The organism is Ruegeria sp. BHSB172, from assembly GCF_059613165.1.
Window position 1 is genome coordinate 1 of the sequence record NZ_JBXWRZ010000054.1, and the last position, 20,689, is coordinate 20,689.

Here is a 20,689-nt window from a genome sequence, read left to right on the forward strand (position 1 = left end):
CCTTTACCGGGCCATCAGCGGACACGCTCATGGCATTGGTCAACGAACGGAACCTCCCGCTTAGCTTCGGAGTGGGTTTGGTCCCCGGCGTATTCCTTGGTGCCCTGATGCTCGCCCTGCTACGGGGCGAAGCCAGGATACAGCGGTTCGAGCCGAACACACCAATGGAAAGATACCTGATCGGGGGCGTTCTGATGGGGTTCGGCAGCATGTTGGCTGGCGGTTGCGCCGTGGGCGCCGGAATGTCAGGCGGGGCAATCCTTGCCCTGACAGCCTGGGTGGCCGTGTTCTGCATGTGGGTCGGCGCCGTTGCGACGCACACTTTGCTGCAAATGCGAGGTGGCCGGATGTCGGCCACCGCCTGACCCCCTATCGGGCGTTACTGCGCGGCCAGCGGTTGACGCCCCAGTTGACACTGTGACCAGAGCATTTCGAGTGCAGAAATCAAACGATCGATGTCCCGATCGGTGTGAACCGGTGAAGGTGTGATCCTAAGCCGCTCGGTTCCTTTCGGCACCGTTGGATAATTGATCGGTTGGATGTATAGACCGTGCTCTTTCAAAAGCATGTCCGAGATGAACTTGCATTTGACAGGGTCGCCGACCATCACCGGAATGATGTGGCTGGGGTTTTCGATATGCGGAAGGCCGATTTCGTCCAGCCGCGCCCGAACCTGCGCCACACGCGCCTTGTGGGCTTCGCGTTCCGACGCGCTGTTTTTAAGATGCCGGATAGAGGCCGCCGCTCCGGCTGCAAGTGCCGGGGGCAACGCCGTGGTAAAGATGAATCCGCTGGCAAATGAGCGTACGAAGTCGCAGATCTCGGCCGAGGCGGCAATGTATCCGCCCATCACGCCAAAGGCCTTGCCCAGCGTGCCTTCGATGATGGTCAACCGGTCCATCAAACCTTCGCGTTCGGCAATGCCACCACCACGCGGGCCGTATAGTCCAACAGCATGTACCTCGTCTAAATAGGTCATGGCGTTGTATCGATCAGCCAGATCGCAGATCTCGCGGATCGGAGCGATATCGCCGTCCATCGAATAGACACTCTCGAAAGCGATCAGCTTGGGCTGATCGGGCGGCAAGGCAGCCAGCTTTGCCTCGAGATCAACCAGATCGTTATGTTTCCAGATTACCTTCTGCGCCCGCGAGTGGCGGATGCCTTCGATCATCGAGGCGTGGTTCAACGCATCCGAAAGGACGACACAATTGGGAATCCGCGCCGCCAAAGTGCCCAGTGCCGCCCAGTTTGATACATAGCCCGAGGTAAACAACAGGGCGGCTTCCTTGTTGTGCAGATCCGCCAGTTCGGATTCCAGAAGAACATGGTCATGGGTGGTGCCGGATATGTTGCGCGTACCACCTGCGCCTGCACCGGTCCGGTCCAGCGCCGCGTGCATGGCCGACAGAACTTTCGGGTGTTGGCCCATGCCCAGGTAGTCATTCGAACACCAGATCGTCACCTCGCCTGGCCCGTTGTGGCAATTTGCGGCCGGAAAACGACCGCGATGCCGCTCGAGCTCGGCGAATTCGCGGTAATTGCCTTCCTCGCGCAATTTGGCCAGTTCAGACCGGAAAAACCCCTGGTAATCCATCAGTTGCCAACAGCCTCCGAGACGATATCGTCCAACAGAGCCTGAACCTTCTGCATCGGCCCTTCAGGATAGGGGCGATATCCGACCATCACCTCTCCGTCACGGTCGGTGACGAAGATGCCATAGGGACAGTGCTGGATATTCATCGGATCGGCCTCCATCACTTCGCGCGACAAAACCGCCGAGCAGAACAGGAAAATATCTGCGTTTTCGAAGACTTTTTCAGAGCTTCCAACATCTTCGCCAGTGCGGTTCAGCATGTCGCCCACATGGCTGACGTAGTCAATCACCAGCCCCTTTCCAACGATCGCGCTTTCAACGGCAAAGGTTGCTTCATCGAAACTGCCGTCGAAAGGAACAAGGACGGGGTCTGCTCCTGCTGCACCAGCAGTCAGAACAAATGCCATAAATGCGTTTTTCATCTTCCTAGTCCTTTCATTTATCAAGGGCGAATAACCGTCCAGCCCGCTTCGCTGAGAGTCATCAGATCGACTACTCCGGCCGGGACATGCTCGGCGATTTCGACGATAGGTGGCTCTTTGCCTTCTTTCTTGGCCATGCCGGCAATCGTATTTCCGCAGGCTGCGAACGTGACGTTCGGCATCGAGGCACCGAACGCATCCAGACGTTCGAGAACCGGCGATGTATCCTTGCGCAGCATGTGAAGCCCCGCATTGAACGCTACAATCCGAACTTCGACTGTTTCGCCCTGGCTTTCATAGTACCGCGTCACATTTGCCGCCACGTTCAGGACCGTGTTCATTTTCTGCGGGTTGTTGTCGCTGATTTGCAGAGCCAGTTTGTGGTCTGCAAGACCGTCTTGCGCCGCGGCTGCGGACGTCCACAGCGCCATGACGCAGACCGCGATCATTCCCATTATTTTTCTCATTTTTTTCCTCCCACTGGATTACTGATCGCCCCGAAACCCGCTTTGCCAGTCGGGGCGCCCTATAACATCAACCGAACATGTCGGACGTGATACCAGTGTACCAGCCTTCAGACTCTTCGTAAGTCGTCTTGCGCACTTCCGCGCTTTCGCCGGTCTGTGAAATAAACCCGTCCACCTTGGCGATCTTTTCCGGCGTCGCCTCATAGGTGGCGCCGACCTTGACACCGTCGTCGGTATCGATCAGCGACCAGCAGGTGTTCGAGAACTTGGCCGGGAAAACCTTGGACCCGGTCAGCGCCCCACGCACGGCATTGGCACAGACTTTTGCCTGACTGTTGGCCGAGAACCCGGATTTCGGCATGTCGCCTTGCTGCGATGCATCGCCCAAAACGTAAATGTCCGCATCAGCCTTCGACGACATGTCAGCCGCGTTCACCGGCGCCCAATTGCCATCGGTCACGCCTGCCAGTTCGGCGATCCGACCGGCCTTCATCGCGGGGATGACGTTGCACACATCCACTTTGGTTTCCTCGCCGTCGATGGTCAGCGTCATCGCGGCCGGGTCCACGCTGACATTGCCGCCCCCGAATTCTTCGCCAATCCAATCGATCATGCCGTCATAGTGATTGGCCCATCCTTCCTGGAACAGCGCCATTTTCGAGAATTTTGGCTTGGGATCGGCCACGATGATCTTGGCCGTCGGATTGTTGGCCTTCAGGAAGTGGGCGACCATGGACACGCGCTCGTACGGTCCCGGCGGGCAGCGATACGGGTTGGGTGGCGCAACCATGGCAAAGGTGCCGCCTTCGGGCATTGCCATCAACTGCGCTTTCAGCAGCTCGGTCTGCGACCCGGCCTTGTAGGCGTGCGGCATGGCGTTCTGTGCCGAGATGTCCCATCCTGGCACCGCGCCATCGACGAAATCAATGCCGGGGCTGAGGATCAGCTTGTCATAGGGAAGGCTTCCGCCCCCGGCCAGCGCCACCGTCTTGGCATCGCGGTCCACCCCGATGGCCCAGTCATGCACCACGTTGACGCCGCCGGCCGCCAGCCCGCCATAGCTGTGGCCAAGGTCTTTCATATCCTTGAACCCGCCCAGATAAAGGTTCGAGAAAAAGCAGGTATAGTAACGGCGCGTCGGCTCGACCAAGGTGACGTCGATGGCGCCCTTGCTATCCTTGGCGATGTAGCGCGCAGCGGTGGCCCCGCCGGCCCCGCCACCGATCACGACGACCCGCGGCTTGCCGTGACCATCGGCAAGAACCGCCGGGGCGGCCAACGAGGCCGTGACCAGCGCCGTCTTTCCCAGAAATGCGCGTCTGTTCATCGTCATGTGCAGTCTCCTCCCTGCAGTGCCTCAGTGTTCGAGGCGGTTGAAATACGCCGCAAGCGCGGCGATTTCCTCGTCATTGAGACGCCCGGCCATCATCTGCATGACCGGATGCTGACGCTGTTTGTTCTTGTATGCGTGCATCGCAATGACAAAGTCTTCTTCGGGCCACAGCACGATTGACGGAATACCGTCATCGCCTCCGTCCGCCTGGTGACAGGTCGTGCATTCGCTACTCAGGTATTCGCCGTATTCCGGATCACCCTGGATCGCCAGGATCGCCGGGTCCAGGTCATGATCGGTGGCCGTGGCCGTGGGATCCGCCTCGGGGATGTTCGCAGGATCGTCGGAAAACAGCCGAAGATAGGCGATCACGTCGTGACGATCCTTGGCGTTTTTGATCCCCCGAAAACTCATGCGCGTTCCCGAGGCATAGGACCGTGGATTTTCCAAAAACGCATCCAGCGTATCCGCATGCCATTCCAGCCCGCTGGCCGCGGCGCGCCGGAAACTTTTGGAATACTTGAACCCTTCAATGCCGGCCGCCGGCCGGCCAAACAGTCCGTTCAGATGCGGGCCGATCCGGTTCTTTGCCCCCTTGCCTACCTGATGGCATCCCTTGCACTGGTCGAACACCACCTTTCCGGCCTCGGCATCGCCCAAAACATCGGCAGCCACGGCGGTTGAAACCACCGTGGCACAAGCCGAAAGGATCACCCCCAGCGCCCGTTGCATCATCTACTCGCCGAATGTCGCAAGATAGGCATTGAGCGCCGCGCGGTCCTGCTCGTCCTTAAGCCCGGCAAAACTCATCTTGGTGCCCTTCATGTAGGTTTTCGGCTTGGCCAGAAACGCGTCCAGCGCGGCCTGGTCCCAGATCCGGCCTTCTTCGTTGGCTTGCTTGAAAACCGACGAGTAACCGAACCCGTCCACCGATCCGAAGGTCCGCCCGAACAGACCGTTGAGATGCGGACCGGTCTTGTTCTTGGCGCCGTCCCCCACTTGGTGGCAGGCCGAGCACTTCCTGAACACCTTCTTGCCGGCGGCGATCAGCTCGGCATCACCGGCTTCGGCCGCATCTCCGGAAGCGGCTTCTTCCACCGTCGCGGTGGCAGCCGCAAACGTGGGCGTTTCGGATGTGTCGGCGGAATTCATAACCGAGTCGCCGCCATGGTCCGGCGTCACATCCAGGAACGTCGCGCGCTTGGTGATCTCGACACTGTCCTTGCAGTTTTCCATGCAGGGCTCGGTGCGCCATTCCGCGTATTCCAACTGAGGCCGGTCGTCGATCACGAACCCGTCCCGGTTGGGCATTTCGAACGTCGCCAGATTGTCGTGGTTCAGCTCGAACTCGTCATCGACCAAGTCGTTGGAATACAGGATGTAGGCCACGATCGCATAGGTCTCATCGGCGCTGAGTGTTCCGGCCTCGCCGAAGGGCATCGACCGGTGCACATAGTCCCAGGCCGTGGTCAGGTAGGGCCAATAGGACCCGACCGTCTTGACGGGGTCTTCGTCGGCCAGCGTGCCAAAGCCACCGGCCAGAACCGGCCAGTTGTCCACGCCTTCGGCAAAGTCACCGTGGCAGGCCGCGCATTTTTCGGCAAAAACTTCCTCACCCGTAAACACATCGCCCGACCCCTCGGGCAGCCCGCGCCCATCGGGCAGCACGTCCACGTCCCAGGCCGCGATCTCTTCGGGCAAGGCCGGACGGCCCAGACCGAAGGTTCCGTCATGCGCCGAAACCGGCTCACCCCCGGCAACCGCGTTGCCGGCCTTGCTTTCCAGTTCGGAAAGGCGAGTCTCCAATTCCGCCAAACGGGCCGCGCTTGCTTCGGCCTCGGTCAGCGCCGAGGCCTTTTGCGCCTCGACCTGTGCAAGTCGCGTCTGCAGCGTCTCGATCTGGCTGTCACCATATCCGCGGTTCGCGACCGCAACCGCGACACTGCACACCAAGGCGATCCCGCCAAAAACGGGAAGATAGATGCCACTAAGAGACTTCGACATTTTCGGCGATCCCTTCTGCGTTGACGTACCAGGTCTGGATACAGTTGTTGTGATAGACCGAGTTTTCGCCGCGCTTCTCGCGCAGTTGGTCTTTGGTCGGCTGGACATAGCCGGTTTCGTCCATGGCGCGGCTTTGCAGCAGCATCGGAGAACCGTCCCACTCGGTATCCAAATAGAAGCGGGTCAGCGCCTTGGTATCAAGCTGCTTGCCCAGCCGCGCGGTCTCCCAGGTGATACCGCCATCCTTCGAGACATCGACCCGCGTGATGCGTCCGTGACCGGACCACGCGAGGCCGGAAATCACCAGCGGCCCCTTGCCGTGCTTGATCGGCATCTGCGGACTGGGCGAAGTGATGACCGACTTGGCATCCATCACCCAGGTCCATTTCCGGGCGGTGCCATCGGCGTATACATCCGTGTATTTCGAGGTCTCCTCACGGCTTTCCACGGCCGCATCGGTCACTTCGATCCGGCGCAGCCACTTGACCCACATGTTGCCCTCCCAGCCCGGAACCACCAGCCGGACCGGATAGCCATGCTCCATCCGCAGCGCCTCGCCATTGGCCTTGAAGGCGACCAGAACGTCGTCCAGCGCCTTTTCCATCGGGATCGAACGGCCGTTCGACGAAGCGTCGGCACCCTCGACATAGACCCATTTGTCCGACAGGTCTCCGGCGGCGTCCAATCCGGCCTCTTGCAGCAGGACGCGCAGCGGGACGCCGGCATATTCCATGTTGTGGATCATGCCATGGGTGAACTGGACGCCGTTCAACTGGGCGCCGGCCCATTCCATGCCCGTATTGGCCGCGCATTCGCAGAAATAGACGTGATTTTCGCGCGGGAACCGTTCAAGATCATCGTAGGTAAAGACCAGCGGCCGATCGACCAACCCGTTGATCATCAGCCGGTAATCCTGCTTGCTCAATTCGATCGCGCCGGAATGGTGCCGCTCGAAGGCGCAGCCTTGTGGGGTAATGGTGCCGTCCAGCGCGTGGATCGGCGTGAAGTTGATCGACGAGATCGGCGAGGCGGTCAGCCATTCGACGTTGCGCCGCACGACGTCGCTTTCAAAACGGATCGGCAGACCATAGGGCGTTTCATCGACACCGGCGCCGGTGTACGAGGCCCAGTCCTGCAACTGGGTGATCAGCGGGTCCGCCTCCTGCGCCGCGACCGACCCCGCGACCGATCCTGCGGCGATCGCGGCGCCGCCTCGCAGAAAGGCGCGGCGGGAAGGCTTGAACATATCATCCATGTCTCAAGTGCTCCGGATAGTGTCAGACGCCCACGACGTCGACGTTGGTGTTTTCCTGAACCGTGACGGTTCCAAGCTTGCGGATATGGCTTTCGACCACGTCCCAGATCGGCGGTCCCTCGGTGCCCTCGTTGACCGAGGCCCAGCCAGCCACGACATAGGCCCTGGATGCGTCGATCGGCTCACCGGTCTTCAGCAGGGTCATGTTCGAGATCCGCTCGCCCTGCGGCTTGGACACGTCGATCCGATAGCCGAGCCCACCGGTGCGCACCATGTCGCCGCCCTGCTGATAATAGGGATCGGGGTTGAAGATGTTGTCGGCCACGTCTTCCAGGACCACCTTCAGGAATTCGCCTGTCATCTCGGTACGGTAGGCTTGGCCGTAGGTCATCGAGGTGACACCGAAGATATCCTCGCGGGTGATGTCCTGCCCCGGTATCAGCGACGGCCCCCAGCGCACGCCCGGGCTGAGCGCGATTTCCGCTTCGCGCTCGCTGAGCAGCGCGTCGCAGATCAGGTCATCCCAGGTGCCGTTGAAATTGCCCCGTCGATACAGCAGGCCGTCGGTCTGGCCGATCACCTCGGACATCTCGTTCAGATAGGGCGCGCGCTGTTCGTCGATCAAGGCGGAAACTTCGGGATCGGGGGCGATCACGTCCGAAAAGATCGGGATCAGCTTGGTGCGATAGCCCATCATCCGGCCATCGCGGATATCCAGATCCACCCGGCTGACGAATTTGCCGTTCGAGCCCGACGCAACGATGATCGTTTCACCCACCAGAACCGGCTCGGGCAGAGCGTCATGAGTATGGCCCGACAGGATCACGTCGATCCCCGGCACCACGCTGGCCATCTTCTTGTCGACGTCAAAGCCGTTGTGGCTGAGAACCACGACGCATTCCGCACCGGCGGCGCGGACCTCTTCAACCATCTGCGCCATGTGTTCGTCGCGGATGCCGAACGCGTATTCGGGGAACATCCAGCCGGGATTGGCAATCGGCATGTAAGGGAACGCTTGGCCAATCACGGCGATCTTGGTGCCGCCGCGCTCGAACATCTGGTAGGGCGGGAACAGCTCGGCCGGCTCGTCCCATTCCGCGTCGAAGATGTTCTGTCCCAGGGCCGCAAAGGGCAGTTGTTCGACCAGTTCGGCCACGCGGTCGCTGCCCAGGGTGAATTCCCAATGGAATGTCATCGCGTCCGGCCGCAAGGCGTTCATCACGTTGACCATGTCCTGACCCTGGGTCTTCAGGCAGGTATAGGATCCGTGCCAGGTGTCGCCCCCGTCCAGGAGGATCGCATCGGGACGATCGGCGCGAATGGCGTTGATCACCGTGGCCACGCGATCCAGACCGCCAACCCGGCCATAGGCCTTGGCCAGCGCGGCAAAATCGTCGGACGTCAGGGCATAGTGGCTGGGGCTGCCATCCTCGATCCCGTAGAGCCTGCGGAAATCGGCCCCGGTAACATGCGGCACAACCCCCTTGTTGGCCCCCACCCCGATATTAATCGACGGTTCGCGGAAATAGATTGGCTTGAGCTGTGCGTGAATGTCGGTGATATGGATCAGCGACACATTGCCGAAGGTCTCGAACTCCAGCAGCTGGTCCTGGGTCAGAGACTGCTGCGCCGCCAGCCGGGCCCAGTTGCCGAAGCCGGACGCGCCCACCAGCGCCGAGGCTGCCATTGAAACCTGCAGAAAGTCACGTCTTGAGATCATCTGATGCGCCCTTGATTCACATTTAAATTCGTGAATGTTTTAGGAAAGAAATACCCGCACCAGACGATCCGGCGCGGGTGTTCGATTACTGGCGGACCGCCGGGGTTTCGACCGACAGACCATTTCCGCGCGAAGCCACGTAAAGTTCGAGCGCGCGGAACTCATCCGAGCCTTCGGCAAAGGTTTCGGCGCGCGTATCGCGGATGCAGCCGCGGAACCGGTTGTGGCGCGAAATCAGCTTGGCCTGTTTCAGGCGATAGGTCGGAAAGCCGTTGATCATGCCCTGGCTCAGGTGGTCGGCCCGGATCATGTTGCCGTAATTGTCTTCGTGGCAATTGGCGCAGCTCAGCTCAAGCTGGCCATACCGGGTATAGTACATCTCCTTGCCCTGCTCCCAATAGGGCGCGGCGGGTCCGTCAATGGCTACGTTCATCGGCATGCCCCGCGACTGCAGGCCGATCAGCGCGACCATGCCCTGCATGTCGGCGCCCGACCATTTCCAAGCGTCAGCCTCCATGCGCTCGGTCCGGCATTCGTTGATCAGGTCTTCCATCACCACCAGCTTGCCGGTTTCAGGGTCAACCTTCGGCATCTGAGCGGCAAGACCGGCAAAGCTTTCGGCACCGTCATGGCACGAGGCGCAGCTCTTGCCGGCGGCGCCGTCCACTGCTTCAAAAGTGTCAGCGGCCTGATCCACGAAAATCATGGCCGGGTTGTCGAAGTCGTCGACCTGCAGCGCCTGCGTCTCGTCGGTGCGGAAATGCCAGCCGGAATAGATCGTGTCGAAGTTTTCCAGATGTTCGGGCGCCTTGGTGACCGAAATCATCTCGGTCTCGCCATTGATGATCAGCTTGTCGTCATCGGGGCCGGCCAGAACCACAGTCGGCATCGCCGCCATTGCAACAACAGCCGTCAAAGCCTTCAATTTCATTCCGTTTCCTCCCTTGGTCGATCGGCGCCCAGATACACCCGGGCACCGCTCTGCCGATTTGCCGAGCCGTCAAGCGATCTCGATCTTCTTGTTGGTGTCATAGACCGACCCGTCATCGTCATACCAGGTGAAGACGAATTCCCCGGCCTCGGGCACGGTGGCTTCGAACTGGAAATACGGGTTGGTCGAAATCGCCGGCTCGAGGGTCACGTCGATGACCATCTGGCCGTTGAATTCGCAGGTAAAGCGGTTGATGATCGAACGCGGAATGACATTGCCTTCCTTGTCCTTGCGCTGACCGCTTTCCATCGTGTGGCTGATAAGGCTCTTGATCGTCACCGCCTCGCCGGCCGCTGCCGTTTTTGGGACCTTAACGCGGGGTTTCACTCCGGATGCCATGGGGTTTCTCCTGTTGTTCTAAGGGGAGCGCGGGCGATCAGCCGCCGCAGCCGCCGATTGTGACCTTGACCGTTGCCGATGCCTTGGCAAAGCTGCCATCGGCCATCTTGGCCACGGCGATGACGTCCTGTGTTCCGGCCAGTCGAATCCGGGTCGATGCCGACTGCGACGCGGCCAGTGGTCCGAAGTTGAACGTGGCAACATCCGGCGTCGGGTTGCCTGCGGCGAACACTGCGATGGCCACGGCCCCCGGGGCGCTGACTTCGATCGGTACGGTGTTGCCGTTTTCGGCGATTTCCGGCGCGGTCAGGGTGACGCCACCGTCGGCGAGGTCAGCCCCACCGGTGAAAGCCGAGATCGAATCCTCGACCGCCGCATTCACCCGGAACGGCAGCATCGTCAGAACCGCAGCCCCCAGACCCAAGGCCAGGGTTTCGCGTCGCGAAATTTCCATTTTACATCTCCTTTGAGTGTGTGCCCCTCGGACAGGCGAAGGCGACTATTGTTCGTTGAGGGTCATCAGGAACGCGACCACGTCCTCGACGTCCTGTGCGCTCAGGATCGGCTCAAGCGGCCCGCTGGGCGCCTTGCCGGTATAGGCATCGCCAGGTCGGATATAGCCATCGGCCTTGAAGAAGGCCGGCATCACGGTACCTTCGAAGGTCATTTTGGCGTTTGCCACCAGACCGCGCAGCTCGGCCTCGGTCCAGCGGTCCCCCGCCCCATCCAGCGGCGGGCCGACCTCGCCCTGAAACGGCACGTCCGCCAGCGCCGCCACCTGATGGCAGGCCACGCAGTTGCCCATGGATTTCTCACCCACGATCATCGCGCCTTTTTCAGGGTCGCCCGGAGTACCGGTCAGCGACTGTTCGATGGCGCCGTCGGCAAACGACACATCTTTCGGCTTGATCTCACCCGCCATCGCCGTCGATGCACACAGCATTCCGGCCAGGCCAAGTTTCAACGCTTTTGTCATGCCTCCTCCCAAAGACGATTCCCTGCTTTGTCTTTGCACACTAGTGCACACCAACACCGACTCGCAACATTAAATTCGTCTAATTGAATTTTTGTATTTTTACGCAGGGAAGGCGGGGTTCAAACTATTGTTGCGCCGAGCCAAGGAAGCTTAGCCTTTGCGCGCCTCGATCATGCGGGCATGATATTTCTGGAACGGCTCGTCCCCGTCGTAACCTTTTTCCAGCACCCAGTTCAGCATGTCGAACGTTGTCCCGCGACCGAAAGCGCCCGGCATTGTGGCCACCACTGCCTGTGTCGCCGCTGCACCCTCCGGCACCTCTTGGGGGAAAAAATAGACAGTTGGAGTGAACAAGGCTCCCCAGCGTTTGACCATGTCTTTCTCGGGCAGGACCGTACCGTCGAAATCAGTAACTTCGACATCGCCGAACATGTTGATCTGAACGACGAAGAACCGGTCTTCCAACAGGCTTTCGATCTCCGGATCGACAAAAACCTCTTCATGCATCTTCTTGCAATATATACAGCCGCGCTGCTCGACGATGACCATCAGCCGCCTTCCCTCGGCATTGGCTTCCTCAAGGTCTTCGCGCAGATCCTTGAAAGTATCGCGCATCCACGAGGCCTTGTGCAGGCCGTCGTCACCCAGTTCCGCTGCCAGAGTCATCGGTGCCATCAAAATCGTGGCGAACAGGAGAAGCATTCTGATCATGGTGAGAGTCCTTTCGAGTTTCATCCGATTGCGCTGAACCAGGGAATGGTCTCAAGCATCCATTGCGCAATGTAGTTGATCGAATTCGTGGCGATCAGAACGCCGAAAAGGACCAGCATCAGCCCCATCAGCTTCTCGATCAGCCCAAGATGTTTGCGGAACCGCGCCATCCACGTCATGAACGGACCGATGAACATGGCGGCCACAATGAAGGGCAATGTCATGCCCAGACCGTAGGCAAGCAACAAAGCGGCGCCTTCGTTGGCCGTTTCCTGCCCGGCCGCAGTGAATAGAATCGCAGCCAGGACTGGCCCAACGCAAGGGGTCCATCCAAAGGCGAAGGCCAACCCGATCACATAGGCCCCGATCAGACTTACATTCGATATATCCCCTGCGTCCGCCCGGAACTGACGGTACAAGAATCCGATTTTGACCACGCCAAGAAAGTGCAAACCCATCGCAATGATGATCGCCGCCGCGACCCAGCGCAGCACGTCAAAATACTCGCGCACCAAGCTGCCGAACACAGTCGCGGTGGCGCCGAGGCCAACGAAAATTGTTATCACTCCCAACGCAAAGCAACTCGCTGCCAGTACGGCACGAAAACGGACTGCGGGCGAAATCTCGGACCCGGCAGAAATCTGGTTCATACCCGCTCCGGCCAGATAGCTCAGGTAAAACGGGACGATCGGCAGGATGCAGGGCGACAGGAAAGAAAGTAGCCCGGCGACAATTGCACCCCAAAAAGTGACATCAAACACTTGGTCGCCGCTCCACCGCTTGAGATATTCAAAAATACTATTATGATGGAAACATAGCCTACGTCAATTTGGGAGCGTATCAACTTGGGACAACGTCGATGATGAAAACACTGGCTTTCGTCTTGGCCATGTTGCTTCCAACGGCTGTCTTGGCGGATACTTACCTGCTGATGGCCGAGGAAAAAGGGTGCAGTTGGTGTGCCCGCTGGAACGCCGAAGTTGCCCCCATCTATCCTAAGACCCTCGAAGGCCAGGCCGCGCCATTGCGCCGATACGACCTGCACACAACGACGCCAGACGTACAACTGCAGCGCGGCGTGCGGTTTACCCCGACTTTCATTCTGATTGAAGACGGGCTCGAAGTCGGTCGAATCGAGGGCTATCCGGGTGAAGATTTCTTTTGGGGTCTCTTGGGAATGATGCTTGACCGGGCGGGTATTGATTGGAAGCAAGCTGGGTAAGGAAAACAGTTTCGTGACAACCAATCCTGAAACCCCTGCGTCACGTCTGCCGGTGTTCGACAAGAACATTTGCGCCGAAGACATGCAAAAGATGGTGAACAACGCTCAGCGGGCGTCGAACTTCCTGAAGGCGATCAGCCACGAAGGCCGGTTGATGATCCTGTGCCATCTGGCATCCGGCGAAAAATCAGTGACCGAGCTGGAAGAGCTTTTGTCCGCGCGCCAGGCTGCAGTGTCCCAGCAGCTGTCCCGCTTGCGCTTCGAGGGGTTGGTAACCCCGCGCCGAGAAGGCAAGGCGATCTACTACAGCTTGACAGACGACCGCCCGAAACAAATCATGGAGGTTGTGTACGACTTGTTCTGTCGTGCCGACTGAGCGGCCCTGCCCTGTTGTGGCAACCGGCCGAGGGAGGATACCGTGCTGGAACTCATCGGAGAAGCGAACTCCGCAGCCCTGATCGGGTTGGTCGGGGGCGTGGCGCTTGGGTTGGCGGCTCGGATTGGCCGCTTTTGCACATTGGGCGCCATTGAGGACGCTCTGTACGGATCTGACAACCGGCGCCTCAAGATGTGGGCCATCGCCATCGGTGTGGCAGTAATCGGTGTGCATTTGGCTATTGCGGCGGGCAAGTTCAACAGCCTTGAAACGGCCTATCTGGATCGCGCATGGAACCCGCTGGGAACGATCATCGGCGGCCTCATGTTCGGCTACGGCATGGCACTTAGCGGAAATTGCGGATACGGCGCGTTGGCTCGGTTGGGTGGAGGCGACTTGCGGTCTTTTCTCATCGTTGTCGTGATGGGTCTGTCGGCCTATTTCGTCATGTCCGGACCCCTGGCACAAGCGCGCGTCTGGCTGTTTCCCGAAATCATGGGCGCTGAGTCACCTCAAGGTTTCACCCAACTTTTTGAAACGGTTGGGATCGAACCTTTGGCAACCGGTTTGGTCGCAGGGGCGGTTCTTATCGGCGCAGCTCTTGTTCGGGCGGGGCAGCGCCCGTCGGCAAGCCAGATCATTTGGGCCAGCGTGGTGGGACTTGCCATCGTATCAGGCTGGGTCGGCACATATTGGGTTCTTTATACCGGTTTTGACGCCGAACCCGTCCGGACCCACACGTTTGCAGCCCCGATCGGAGATACAATCATCTATGCCATGACCGCTTCGGGCAATACATTGTCGTTCAGCGTCGGTTCAGTTGTAGGTGTGGTATTAGGGGCGGCACTTGGGTCGTATTCCAAGGGACATTTCCGGTGGGAAGCCTGCGAAGACCCGCGCGAATTGCGACGTCAAATCATGGGGGCCGCGATCATGGGCCCGGGTGCGATCCTTGCAGTAGGATGCAGTGTAGGCCAAGGAATTTCAGCTTTTTCGGTTCTTGCCTTCAGCGCGCCTGTCGCCTTCGGTTCGATCTTTGTCGGTGCAGCCATCGGTTTACGTCAGCTGATTACGGGATTTGCTCCGGCGGAATGATTTTGCGTGCCCGGGTATGGAGTTGCGTAGGTGTTGTCTGGGGTCTGTAGCCTAAAACCTGTAACCGCGGAGTGATAGCCGCAGCGACTCCCGTCACGCAGCTTCGGGGAAGAGATCCGCAACGAAGGCCGTTTCCCTGGCAACCCCTGTCTGACAGTCCTCGAACTGGCCCTTTCGGATCGTGCGGAAGGTCTCGTTTCCCGGCGAGCGCTGCGATGGCTCCGGCCAAGGTCTGGAACCCGCGGACCGGGCGCAATCGCTGCATCGGCGCTGCATGATCGATGGGCACCATAGACACGCCCGCGGATTTTGGGGCCGAACTTCCTGACGCAACGGTGGATCGCCGAGGCATCGACTGTCATCCCGCGCTCGCCCACCATATCGCGAACGTCGCGACACGACGGCGGATAGCGACAGTACCAGCGCACCGTGCCAGTTTTCTATTCTTTGACGGAAAACCTCTTTTCGCAAACGCCCACCGGCGGGCTTCGAACCGGCGACCGGACTGATCCAGCTGAAGCCACCGGGTTTGAACGTTCGTCAGTTCGTACAAAAACGCACCCGAACGGACTGGCCCAGTCGTGGTGCTTGCGCTGCGCGATAGCGACACGGCAGAACACCTGAATGACCAGCACTTCTTTTGCGCTGACCATATCCACCCTGATGGCATGCGCCCTTGCAACCGCCGCCGCCGCTGGCGATGCCCCGGTCCTGACCGGGAAACTGGGTGATCAGACCTTTCTGATGGATGCCAACAAGATGACGCTGTACACGTTCGACAAGGACGAAACGGGCAAGTCCAACTGCTATGACCAATACGCCGTGAACTGGTCGCCGCTGGCCGCCGCCGGAACCGACCTGCCCAAGAACTATTCGTTGCTCCAGCGCGATGACGGTACGATGCAGGTCGCCTACAAGGGCCAACCCCTGTATCTGTGGATCAAGCACAAGCAACCCGGAGACATGACCGGCGACGGCGTCAAGGGTGTCTGGCACACTGCGCGACCCTGGCCCCGGACCTGAAGGGCGACCGGATCCGGTCGCCTTTCGTCAACGCGATAAGACAGACATTCGACAAGCAAATCGAAGACGCTCTGCCCGATCTTTGGCGGTTTGCGTTCGCGCTGACCCGGAGCCACAACCAGGCCGATGACCCGGTGCAGGATGCCGTTCTACGTGCGATACGAAAAAAGGGGCTTAGATGGCCGGACCACCCGGTCAAACCTTGGGCGATGAAGATCCTGCTCAACTGCTATCGCAACGACAGCAGGCGCGCCGCCGGCGTCCCGGCCTCTGACCGCCAAGCGCTGGATCAGCTGGCCTCGCCCGAGGCCGCCGCCGAAGAGCGTTTGAAACTGCGCTAGCTGAGACGTCAGATCGGAGCCTTGCCGGAGGATTAGAAACTTGTACTGCTGGCGGTCAAGGTTGCGGAGCAGACCTATGCCGAGACCGCCCGATTGCTGGGGATCCCGTAGGGCACCGTCACGTCCCGTCTGTCGCGCGCGGGCAAGACTGCAAGCCGCCGAAGAACCGCCGAAAACGTCACGATTGCGGAGCGTGAAATGACGACCGAACCGACCATTGAAACCCTGATGCAGGCCGCTTTCGACGGCCAGTTGACGCCATCTCAGCAGGACCGTCAGGATCGGCACCTGGCCGCGCATCCCGCCGACCGTGCGCGGCTTGCGACAATGATCCGGCAGCCGGGATGATCGGTGCCTTGGTGCCGCAGCCTGATCCCGCGCAACTAGACCGACTGATGCGCGGGGCACGTCAGAGTACCGGTCATGCCGGGTGCAGGCGGCTGGGCGCACCCGTGATCGCGCCGGAACTGGGGGGACACCGGTTACCGGCTGATCGGTGGGGGGTTGTTGCCTCTGGGTCATGGCCTGGCAGCAGTCTTCCATTATGAAAACGAATCCGGCGACCGCCTCAGCCTGTTTGCCAACCTGACCACGGGCCCGGCTCAACCCTCGTTTCAATACCGGCGCGACGGGGATTTGGGCATCGTGATCTGGCAGGATGGGCGGTGGGAATACTCCGTGGTAGGCCGCTCCGGTCACCAGGTCATCGAAACCATCCCTCGCAAGGCCCATGAAGAACTGATCTGACCGAATTATTCCGCCGCGCGCACCCGGTCAGGCGCGGTCAGTCTTTGCCACGCGTCGTATTGTGACAGGAAGACCTGCCCGTTCAGTTCGTCTAGGAAGTGGGACTGTTTCAAGCGGTCCATGACGGGGCCCTTGACCTCGCTCAGATGCAGGCCGACGCCCATGTCGCGCAGGCGGTGATTGATCGCCTCGAGGCTTTCGAGCGCCGAGAAGTCGACCTCGTTCACCGCCGAGAACATCAGCACCACGTTGCGGATCTCGCAGCCCTCGGTCACGCGCGACTGGATTAGGTCCTCGAGGAACCGGGCGTTCACGAAATACAGGCTTTCATCCACCCGCAGCGTGACCAGCGTGGGGTCGGTTTCGACCTTGTGGCGCTTGATGTTGCGGAAGTGCTGGGTGCCCGGCACCAGCCCCACCTCGGCCACATGTGGGCGCGAGGTCTTGTACAGATGCAGCAGGATCGAGATTGCCACACCGCTGGCCACGCCGGTCTCGACCCCGGCCAGCAGGGTCAGCACGATGGTGGCGGCGACGGCAGCAAAATCGGCCCGCGAATAGCCCCAGGTCTTTTTCAGGATCGACAGGTCCACCAGGCTGAGCACCGCCACGATGATCGTCGCGGCCAGCGTCGCCTTGGGCAGGAAATAGACCAGCGGGGTCAGGAACAGCGCGGCGATCGCCAGCCCGCCGGCGGTGTAGATGCCCGCCGCCGGGGTCTCGGCGCCCGCGTCGAAGTTCACCACCGAGCGCGAGAACCCGCCGGTGACCGGAAAGCCCCCGGTGAATGCCGCGCCCAGGTTGGCCGCGCCCAAGCCAATCAGTTCCTGATCGGGGTCGACGCGCTGGCGTTTCTTGGCGGCCAGCGTCTGCGCGACCGAGATACTTTCGACAAACCCGATGATCGAGATCAAGATGGCGGGCACCAGCAGCGCGCCGATCAGATCCGAGGACACCCCCGGCAGGGTCAGCGGCGGCAGGCTCTGGGGCACCTCGCCCACGATCTTGACGCCTCGCGCGTCCAGCCCGAAGGCCCAGACCGACAGGGTTGTGGCCACCACCGCCGCCACCGGCCCGGCCTTGGTCAGCACATCCGCCAGCAGCGGTGGCACCCCCATACGCCGCAGCGCGGGTTTGAGATTTTTGCGCACCCAGAACAGGAACGCCGTGGCCAGCACGCCAATCACCACGGTGATCGGGTTGGTCTGGTTCAGATGCGCAAGGATCGAGCCCAGCATCTCCGGCAGGGTATGCCCATGCGCGCTGACCCCCAGGATATGTTTCAGCTGGCTGGTGGCGATCAGGATGCCTGAGGCGGTGATGAAGCCGGCGATCACCGGATGGCTGAGGAAGTTGGCCAGAAAGCCCAGCCGCAACACGCCCAGCAGCACCAGGAACCCGCCAGACAGAAAGGCCAGCGTCAGCGCCGCCACCGCATATCCGGCGGTGCCCTGTTCAGCCACCTGCCCCACCGCACTTGCCGTCAGCAACGACACCACCGCGACCGGACCCACCGCCAGCGCCCGGCTGGTGCCAAAAATTGCATAGAGGATGATCGGCAAGATCGAGGCGTAGATCCCCGCCTCGGGCGGCAGCCCCGCCAGCAGCGCATAGGCCAGCGATTGCGGGATCAACATGATCGTCACGATCACCGCCGCGATCATGTCATTGGACAGCGCCGCCCGGTCGTACCGGCGGCCCCAGTCGAGAATGGGAAGGTAGCGATAAAGGCTCTGCATGGGGTCTCGTCCTGGAAAGGCGGCGGTCAGAGCGAGGAGGCTCTGACCACCAGGTCTTGGCCAGACATCCGCAGCGTCAGGCCAGAACTTGCACCGGTTCAGCCGGCATCGGGTTCGGAGGCGGCAGGTTGTTTATTCGGCCGCCACCTTCAGCGGTTCGGGCTTGGCCATCCACTCCTTGCCCTTCAGCATCGCCGACCAATAGACCGGCGGCAGCAGCTTTTCCTTCAAGAACCAGGCCGCGCGGCTAGGTTTGGTGCCGTCAATAAGGAACTTTGGGAAGCTGGGCTTCAGGACACCGCCATAGCCGAACTCGGCCAGCACGATCTTGCCGCGTTCCACTGTCAACGGGCACGAGCCGTATCCGTCATAGGCCGCCACCGGGGCGCGGCCCTCGATATCGGCCACGATGTTGTCGGCCACCACCGGCGCCTGCTTGCGCGCCGCCGCCGCGGTCTTGGCGTTTGGCGCGTTCATCACGTCGCCCAGCGACCAGATGTTGTCATAGCTCTTATGGCGCAGCGTCGCCTGATCGACATCGACCCAGCCCACCGCATCCGCCAGCGGCGAGACCCGGATGAAGTCTGGCGCCACCTGCGGCGGGCAGACATGCATCATGTCGAATTCGACCGTCACCTGCTCGGGCTGCTCGTTGGGCTTGGCCACCTTGAACGTGGCGGTCTTCGCCGCCCCGTCCACCGCCACCAGATTGTGGAAGAAATTGAGCGTGGCGTCATATTTCTTTACGTATTCCATCAACGCCGGGACATAGTCGTTGACCCCGAACAGCACTCCGCCCGCGTTCATGAACTGGATGTCGATATCCTTGAGAACCCCGCGCCGGACCCACGCATCTCCCGACAGATACATCGCCTTCTGCGGCGCGCCCGCGCATTTGATCGGCATCGGCGGCTGGGTGAACAGAGCCCGGCCCGCCTTCAGCCCTTCGACCAACTGCCAGGTATAGGGCGCCAAGTCATAGCGATAATTCGAGGTCACGCCGTTGCGGCCCAGCGTTTCTTCCAGCCCTTCGACCGCGCCCCAGTCCAGCTTGAGCCCCGGAGACACCACCAGACGGTCGTATTTGACCACCCGGCAGCCATCCAGAATGACGGCATTGTTCTGCGGCTCGAACGCGGCAACGGCGGCCTTGATCCATTTGACCCCGCGTGGGATCAGCGAACCCATGGTCTTGGCCGTCTGTTCCGGCGTGAACACGCCGCCGCCCACCAGGGTCCAGCCGGGTTGATAATAGTGCACGTCCGACGGGTCGATGATGGCGATCGACAGGTCGGATTTGCGCGCATGCAGGCTAGCGGCGGTGGCGATGCCCCCTGCCCCGCCGCCCACGATCACCACGTCAAAGGACGCATCGCCGGTGTCGGTGGGCGTCTTGCCGCCATTGGCGATACGACGGGCGACACCGCTCATGTCGTACCCGGCAACCTTGGTCGCGGTCAGGATCTCCGAAACAGGGCGTTTGTGCGCGGCCTCGTGCAGCGACCACAGGGTGGCCGAGCGCGTGCCCGTCCGGCAATAGGCCAGGATCGGACCCGGCAGCTCGGTCAGGACCTGACCGAAGGCGCGGGCATCTTCGTCGCGGACCAGGCCAGATTGGACCGGAACGTACCGGGCTTCGATACCCAGCCTTTCTGCAGCGGCCTCGATTTCCTCGAAAGTGGGCTGGTCGGCGCCTTCACCGTCGGGCCGGTTGCAGATAATGGCGCGGAACCCCGCCGCCTTGATGGCGGCAAGGTCGTCCGACGTGATCTGCGGCGAGACCGACAACTTGTCGGAGATTTTCCTGATTTCCATCGTCGCCTCCCGCGATCAGAGCTTGTTGACCGGCACCTTCAGCATCTGATTGCCGTCTTGGTCGGTCGGAATTTCGCCCGCCCGGATATTGACCTGGATCGACGGGATGATCAGCGTCGGCATCGCCAGCGTCGCGTCACGCTCGGTGCGCATCTTGATGAACTCGTCCCGCGACTTGCCGCCGCCCACATGGATGTTGTGCGCCTTTTCCTCGGCCACCGTGGTCTCCCACTTCACCTCGCGCCCGCCGGGCATGTAGTCGTGGCACATGAACAGCCGGGTCTCGTCCGGCAGGCTCAGCACCTTCTGGATCGAGTCATAGAGCGTACCGGCATCCCCGCCCGGGAAATCGGCGCGCGCCGAGCCACCATCGGGCATGAACAGTGTATCACCCACGAAGGCCCCATCGCCGATCACATGGGTCATGCAGGCCGGCGTATGGCCCGGCGTGTGCATGGCAAAAGCGGTCATGTTGCCGATCTTGTAGGTCATGCCATCGGTGAACAGCGCATCAAA

General features: G+C 60.9%; 25 protein-coding genes. 8 read left to right on the forward strand and 17 right to left on the reverse strand.

The annotated features are described in order from the left end of the window. Positions 1 to 365: YeeE/YedE thiosulfate transporter family protein (locus AC2FM3_RS16155; protein WP_496683819.1), on the forward strand; the 365-nt coding region annotated here is incomplete at its 5' end. Positions 366 to 379: 14 nt separating this feature from the next. On the opposite strand, the gene hemA is transcribed toward AC2FM3_RS16155, so the two are convergent. From hemA to AC2FM3_RS16225, 14 genes are all read right to left on the reverse strand, one after another. After that, complete coding sequence (gene hemA, locus AC2FM3_RS16160; RefSeq protein ID WP_496683822.1) at positions 380 to 1,597, reverse strand: 5-aminolevulinate synthase; 1,218 nt, start codon at positions 1,595 to 1,597, stop codon at positions 380 to 382. After that, on the reverse strand, positions 1,597 to 2,004 hold the full coding sequence (locus AC2FM3_RS16165; protein WP_496683884.1) for a DUF302 domain-containing protein: 408 nt from the start codon (positions 2,002 to 2,004) through the stop codon (positions 1,597 to 1,599). The genes hemA and AC2FM3_RS16165 overlap by 1 nt, the downstream gene beginning before the upstream one ends. Positions 2,005 to 2,039: 35 nt before the next feature. Continuing rightward, positions 2,040 to 2,474, reverse strand: coding sequence for a DsrE family protein (locus tag AC2FM3_RS16170; protein WP_496683825.1), 435 nt, complete (start codon positions 2,472 to 2,474; stop codon positions 2,040 to 2,042). Positions 2,475 to 2,553: 79 nt separating this feature from the next. Continuing rightward, complete coding sequence (locus AC2FM3_RS16175) at positions 2,554 to 3,819, reverse strand: FCSD flavin-binding domain-containing protein (RefSeq protein WP_496683828.1); 1,266 nt, start codon at positions 3,817 to 3,819, stop codon at positions 2,554 to 2,556. A gap of 24 nt (positions 3,820 to 3,843) precedes the next feature. Further along, positions 3,844 to 4,551 carry a c-type cytochrome gene (locus tag AC2FM3_RS16180; protein ID WP_496683830.1) on the reverse strand — a complete coding sequence of 236 codons (708 nt, stop codon included), beginning with the start codon at positions 4,549 to 4,551 and terminating at the stop codon, positions 3,844 to 3,846. Between the two features lie 3 nt (positions 4,552 to 4,554). Continuing rightward, positions 4,555 to 5,823: a c-type cytochrome gene (locus tag AC2FM3_RS16185; protein ID WP_496683833.1), complete on the reverse strand. Its 1,269-nt coding sequence runs from the start codon at positions 5,821 to 5,823 to the stop codon at positions 4,555 to 4,557. Continuing rightward, positions 5,807 to 7,078 carry a sulfite dehydrogenase gene (gene soxC / locus AC2FM3_RS16190; protein ID WP_496683835.1) on the reverse strand — a complete coding sequence of 424 codons (1,272 nt, stop codon included), beginning with the start codon at positions 7,076 to 7,078 and terminating at the stop codon, positions 5,807 to 5,809. The genes AC2FM3_RS16185 and soxC overlap by 17 nt, the downstream gene beginning before the upstream one ends. 22 nt (positions 7,079 to 7,100) lie before the next feature. Further along, complete coding sequence (gene soxB, locus AC2FM3_RS16195; protein WP_496683838.1) at positions 7,101 to 8,798, reverse strand: thiosulfohydrolase SoxB; 1,698 nt, start codon at positions 8,796 to 8,798, stop codon at positions 7,101 to 7,103. An 85-nt stretch (positions 8,799 to 8,883) separates the two neighbouring features. Next, complete coding sequence (soxA, locus tag AC2FM3_RS16200; RefSeq protein ID WP_496683841.1) at positions 8,884 to 9,729, reverse strand: sulfur oxidation c-type cytochrome SoxA; 846 nt, start codon at positions 9,727 to 9,729, stop codon at positions 8,884 to 8,886. Between the two features lie 69 nt (positions 9,730 to 9,798). Continuing rightward, entirely contained in the window at positions 9,799 to 10,128 is a 330-nt protein-coding gene (soxZ, locus tag AC2FM3_RS16205; RefSeq protein WP_496683844.1) for a thiosulfate oxidation carrier complex protein SoxZ, read from the reverse strand. A 37-nt stretch (positions 10,129 to 10,165) separates the two neighbouring features. Next, positions 10,166 to 10,582 (reverse strand): thiosulfate oxidation carrier protein SoxY, encoded by a 417-nt coding sequence (gene soxY / locus AC2FM3_RS16210; RefSeq protein ID WP_496683847.1) that lies wholly within the window; start codon positions 10,580 to 10,582, stop codon positions 10,166 to 10,168. A 45-nt stretch (positions 10,583 to 10,627) separates the two neighbouring features. After that, positions 10,628 to 11,104 carry a sulfur oxidation c-type cytochrome SoxX gene (soxX, locus tag AC2FM3_RS16215; RefSeq protein ID WP_496683849.1) on the reverse strand — a complete coding sequence of 159 codons (477 nt, stop codon included), beginning with the start codon at positions 11,102 to 11,104 and terminating at the stop codon, positions 10,628 to 10,630. Between the two features lie 150 nt (positions 11,105 to 11,254). Next, the gene (locus tag AC2FM3_RS16220; protein ID WP_496683852.1) at positions 11,255 to 11,815 is read right to left on the reverse strand and encodes a thioredoxin family protein; all 561 of its coding nucleotides are present in this window, start codon (positions 11,813 to 11,815) and stop codon (positions 11,255 to 11,257) included. 20 nt (positions 11,816 to 11,835) lie between these two features. Next, on the reverse strand, positions 11,836 to 12,576 hold the full coding sequence (locus tag AC2FM3_RS16225) for a cytochrome c biogenesis CcdA family protein (protein WP_496683855.1): 741 nt from the start codon (positions 12,574 to 12,576) through the stop codon (positions 11,836 to 11,838). A 98-nt stretch (positions 12,577 to 12,674) separates the two neighbouring features. On the opposite strand from AC2FM3_RS16225, the gene AC2FM3_RS16230 reads away from it, so the two are divergent. The 7 genes from AC2FM3_RS16230 (at position 12,675) to AC2FM3_RS16260 (ending at position 16,619) form a co-directional block, all read left to right on the forward strand. Next, on the forward strand, positions 12,675 to 13,037 hold the full coding sequence (locus AC2FM3_RS16230) for a hypothetical protein (protein ID WP_496683858.1): 363 nt from the start codon (positions 12,675 to 12,677) through the stop codon (positions 13,035 to 13,037). An 82-nt stretch (positions 13,038 to 13,119) separates the two neighbouring features. Continuing rightward, complete coding sequence (locus AC2FM3_RS16235) at positions 13,120 to 13,413, forward strand: ArsR/SmtB family transcription factor (RefSeq protein ID WP_496683887.1); 294 nt, start codon at positions 13,120 to 13,122, stop codon at positions 13,411 to 13,413. A 42-nt stretch (positions 13,414 to 13,455) separates the two neighbouring features. After that, entirely contained in the window at positions 13,456 to 14,508 is a 1,053-nt protein-coding gene (locus tag AC2FM3_RS16240) for a YeeE/YedE family protein (RefSeq protein WP_496683860.1), read from the forward strand. 624 nt (positions 14,509 to 15,132) lie between these two features. Then, the gene (locus AC2FM3_RS16245) at positions 15,133 to 15,531 is read left to right on the forward strand and encodes a COG4315 family predicted lipoprotein (protein WP_496683863.1); all 399 of its coding nucleotides are present in this window, start codon (positions 15,133 to 15,135) and stop codon (positions 15,529 to 15,531) included. Continuing rightward, a complete protein-coding gene (locus AC2FM3_RS16250) occupies positions 15,444 to 15,872 on the forward strand; it encodes an RNA polymerase sigma factor (RefSeq protein WP_496683866.1) in 429 nt (142 codons plus the stop codon). The genes AC2FM3_RS16245 and AC2FM3_RS16250 overlap by 88 nt, the downstream gene beginning before the upstream one ends. A gap of 198 nt (positions 15,873 to 16,070) precedes the next feature. After that, on the forward strand, positions 16,071 to 16,220 hold the full coding sequence (locus AC2FM3_RS16255) for a hypothetical protein (RefSeq protein WP_496683869.1): 150 nt from the start codon (positions 16,071 to 16,073) through the stop codon (positions 16,218 to 16,220). Between the two features lie 159 nt (positions 16,221 to 16,379). Next, positions 16,380 to 16,619: a hypothetical protein gene (locus AC2FM3_RS16260; protein ID WP_496683872.1), complete on the forward strand. Its 240-nt coding sequence runs from the start codon at positions 16,380 to 16,382 to the stop codon at positions 16,617 to 16,619. A 5-nt stretch (positions 16,620 to 16,624) separates the two neighbouring features. On the opposite strand, the gene AC2FM3_RS16265 is transcribed toward AC2FM3_RS16260, so the two are convergent. The 3 genes from AC2FM3_RS16265 to AC2FM3_RS16275 form a co-directional block, all read right to left on the reverse strand. Next, positions 16,625 to 18,358 carry a SulP family inorganic anion transporter gene (locus tag AC2FM3_RS16265; RefSeq protein WP_496683875.1) on the reverse strand — a complete coding sequence of 578 codons (1,734 nt, stop codon included), beginning with the start codon at positions 18,356 to 18,358 and terminating at the stop codon, positions 16,625 to 16,627. Between the two features lie 132 nt (positions 18,359 to 18,490). Continuing rightward, positions 18,491 to 20,173, reverse strand: a complete 1,683-nt coding sequence (locus AC2FM3_RS16270; RefSeq protein ID WP_496683878.1) for a bifunctional protein tyrosine phosphatase family protein/NAD(P)/FAD-dependent oxidoreductase — start codon at positions 20,171 to 20,173, stop codon at positions 18,491 to 18,493. A gap of 15 nt (positions 20,174 to 20,188) precedes the next feature. Beyond that, a partial coding sequence (locus AC2FM3_RS16275) for an MBL fold metallo-hydrolase (protein ID WP_496683881.1) occupies positions 20,189 to 20,689 on the reverse strand: 501 nt, incomplete at its 5' end.

Bases quoted from the DNA above. Each gene is read 5' to 3' on its own strand.
- soxA (WP_496683841.1), bottom strand. From the start codon at position 9,729: ATGAAATTGAAGGCTTTGACGGCTGTTGTTGCAATGGCGGCGATGCCG.
- AC2FM3_RS16270 (WP_496683878.1), bottom strand. From the start codon at position 20,173: ATGGAAATCAGGAAAATCTCCGACAAGTTGTCGGTCTCGCCGCAGATC.
- AC2FM3_RS16170 (WP_496683825.1), bottom strand. From the start codon at position 2,474: ATGGGAATGATCGCGGTCTGCGTCATGGCGCTGTGGACGTCCGCAGCC.
- AC2FM3_RS16230 (WP_496683858.1), top strand. From the start codon at position 12,675: ATGATGAAAACACTGGCTTTCGTCTTGGCCATGTTGCTTCCAACGGCT.
- AC2FM3_RS16165 (WP_496683884.1), bottom strand. From the start codon at position 2,004: ATGGCATTTGTTCTGACTGCTGGTGCAGCAGGAGCAGACCCCGTCCTT.
- AC2FM3_RS16245 (WP_496683863.1), top strand. From the start codon at position 15,133: ATGACCAGCACTTCTTTTGCGCTGACCATATCCACCCTGATGGCATGC.
- AC2FM3_RS16180 (WP_496683830.1), bottom strand. From the start codon at position 4,551: ATGCAACGGGCGCTGGGGGTGATCCTTTCGGCTTGTGCCACGGTGGTT.
- AC2FM3_RS16265 (WP_496683875.1), bottom strand. From the start codon at position 18,358: ATGCAGAGCCTTTATCGCTACCTTCCCATTCTCGACTGGGGCCGCCGG.
- hemA (WP_496683822.1), bottom strand. From the start codon at position 1,597: ATGGATTACCAGGGGTTTTTCCGGTCTGAACTGGCCAAATTGCGCGAG.
- AC2FM3_RS16220 (WP_496683852.1), bottom strand. From the start codon at position 11,815: ATGATCAGAATGCTTCTCCTGTTCGCCACGATTTTGATGGCACCGATG.
- AC2FM3_RS16235 (WP_496683887.1), top strand. From the start codon at position 13,120: ATGCAAAAGATGGTGAACAACGCTCAGCGGGCGTCGAACTTCCTGAAG.
- soxX (WP_496683849.1), bottom strand. From the start codon at position 11,104: ATGACAAAAGCGTTGAAACTTGGCCTGGCCGGAATGCTGTGTGCATCG.
- AC2FM3_RS16185 (WP_496683833.1), bottom strand. From the start codon at position 5,823: ATGTCGAAGTCTCTTAGTGGCATCTATCTTCCCGTTTTTGGCGGGATC.
- soxY (WP_496683847.1), bottom strand. From the start codon at position 10,582: ATGGAAATTTCGCGACGCGAAACCCTGGCCTTGGGTCTGGGGGCTGCG.
- AC2FM3_RS16255 (WP_496683869.1), top strand. From the start codon at position 16,071: ATGACGACCGAACCGACCATTGAAACCCTGATGCAGGCCGCTTTCGAC.
- soxC (WP_496683835.1), bottom strand. From the start codon at position 7,078: ATGGATGATATGTTCAAGCCTTCCCGCCGCGCCTTTCTGCGAGGCGGC.
- AC2FM3_RS16175 (WP_496683828.1), bottom strand. From the start codon at position 3,819: ATGACGATGAACAGACGCGCATTTCTGGGAAAGACGGCGCTGGTCACG.
- soxZ (WP_496683844.1), bottom strand. From the start codon at position 10,128: ATGGCATCCGGAGTGAAACCCCGCGTTAAGGTCCCAAAAACGGCAGCG.
- soxB (WP_496683838.1), bottom strand. From the start codon at position 8,798: ATGATCTCAAGACGTGACTTTCTGCAGGTTTCAATGGCAGCCTCGGCG.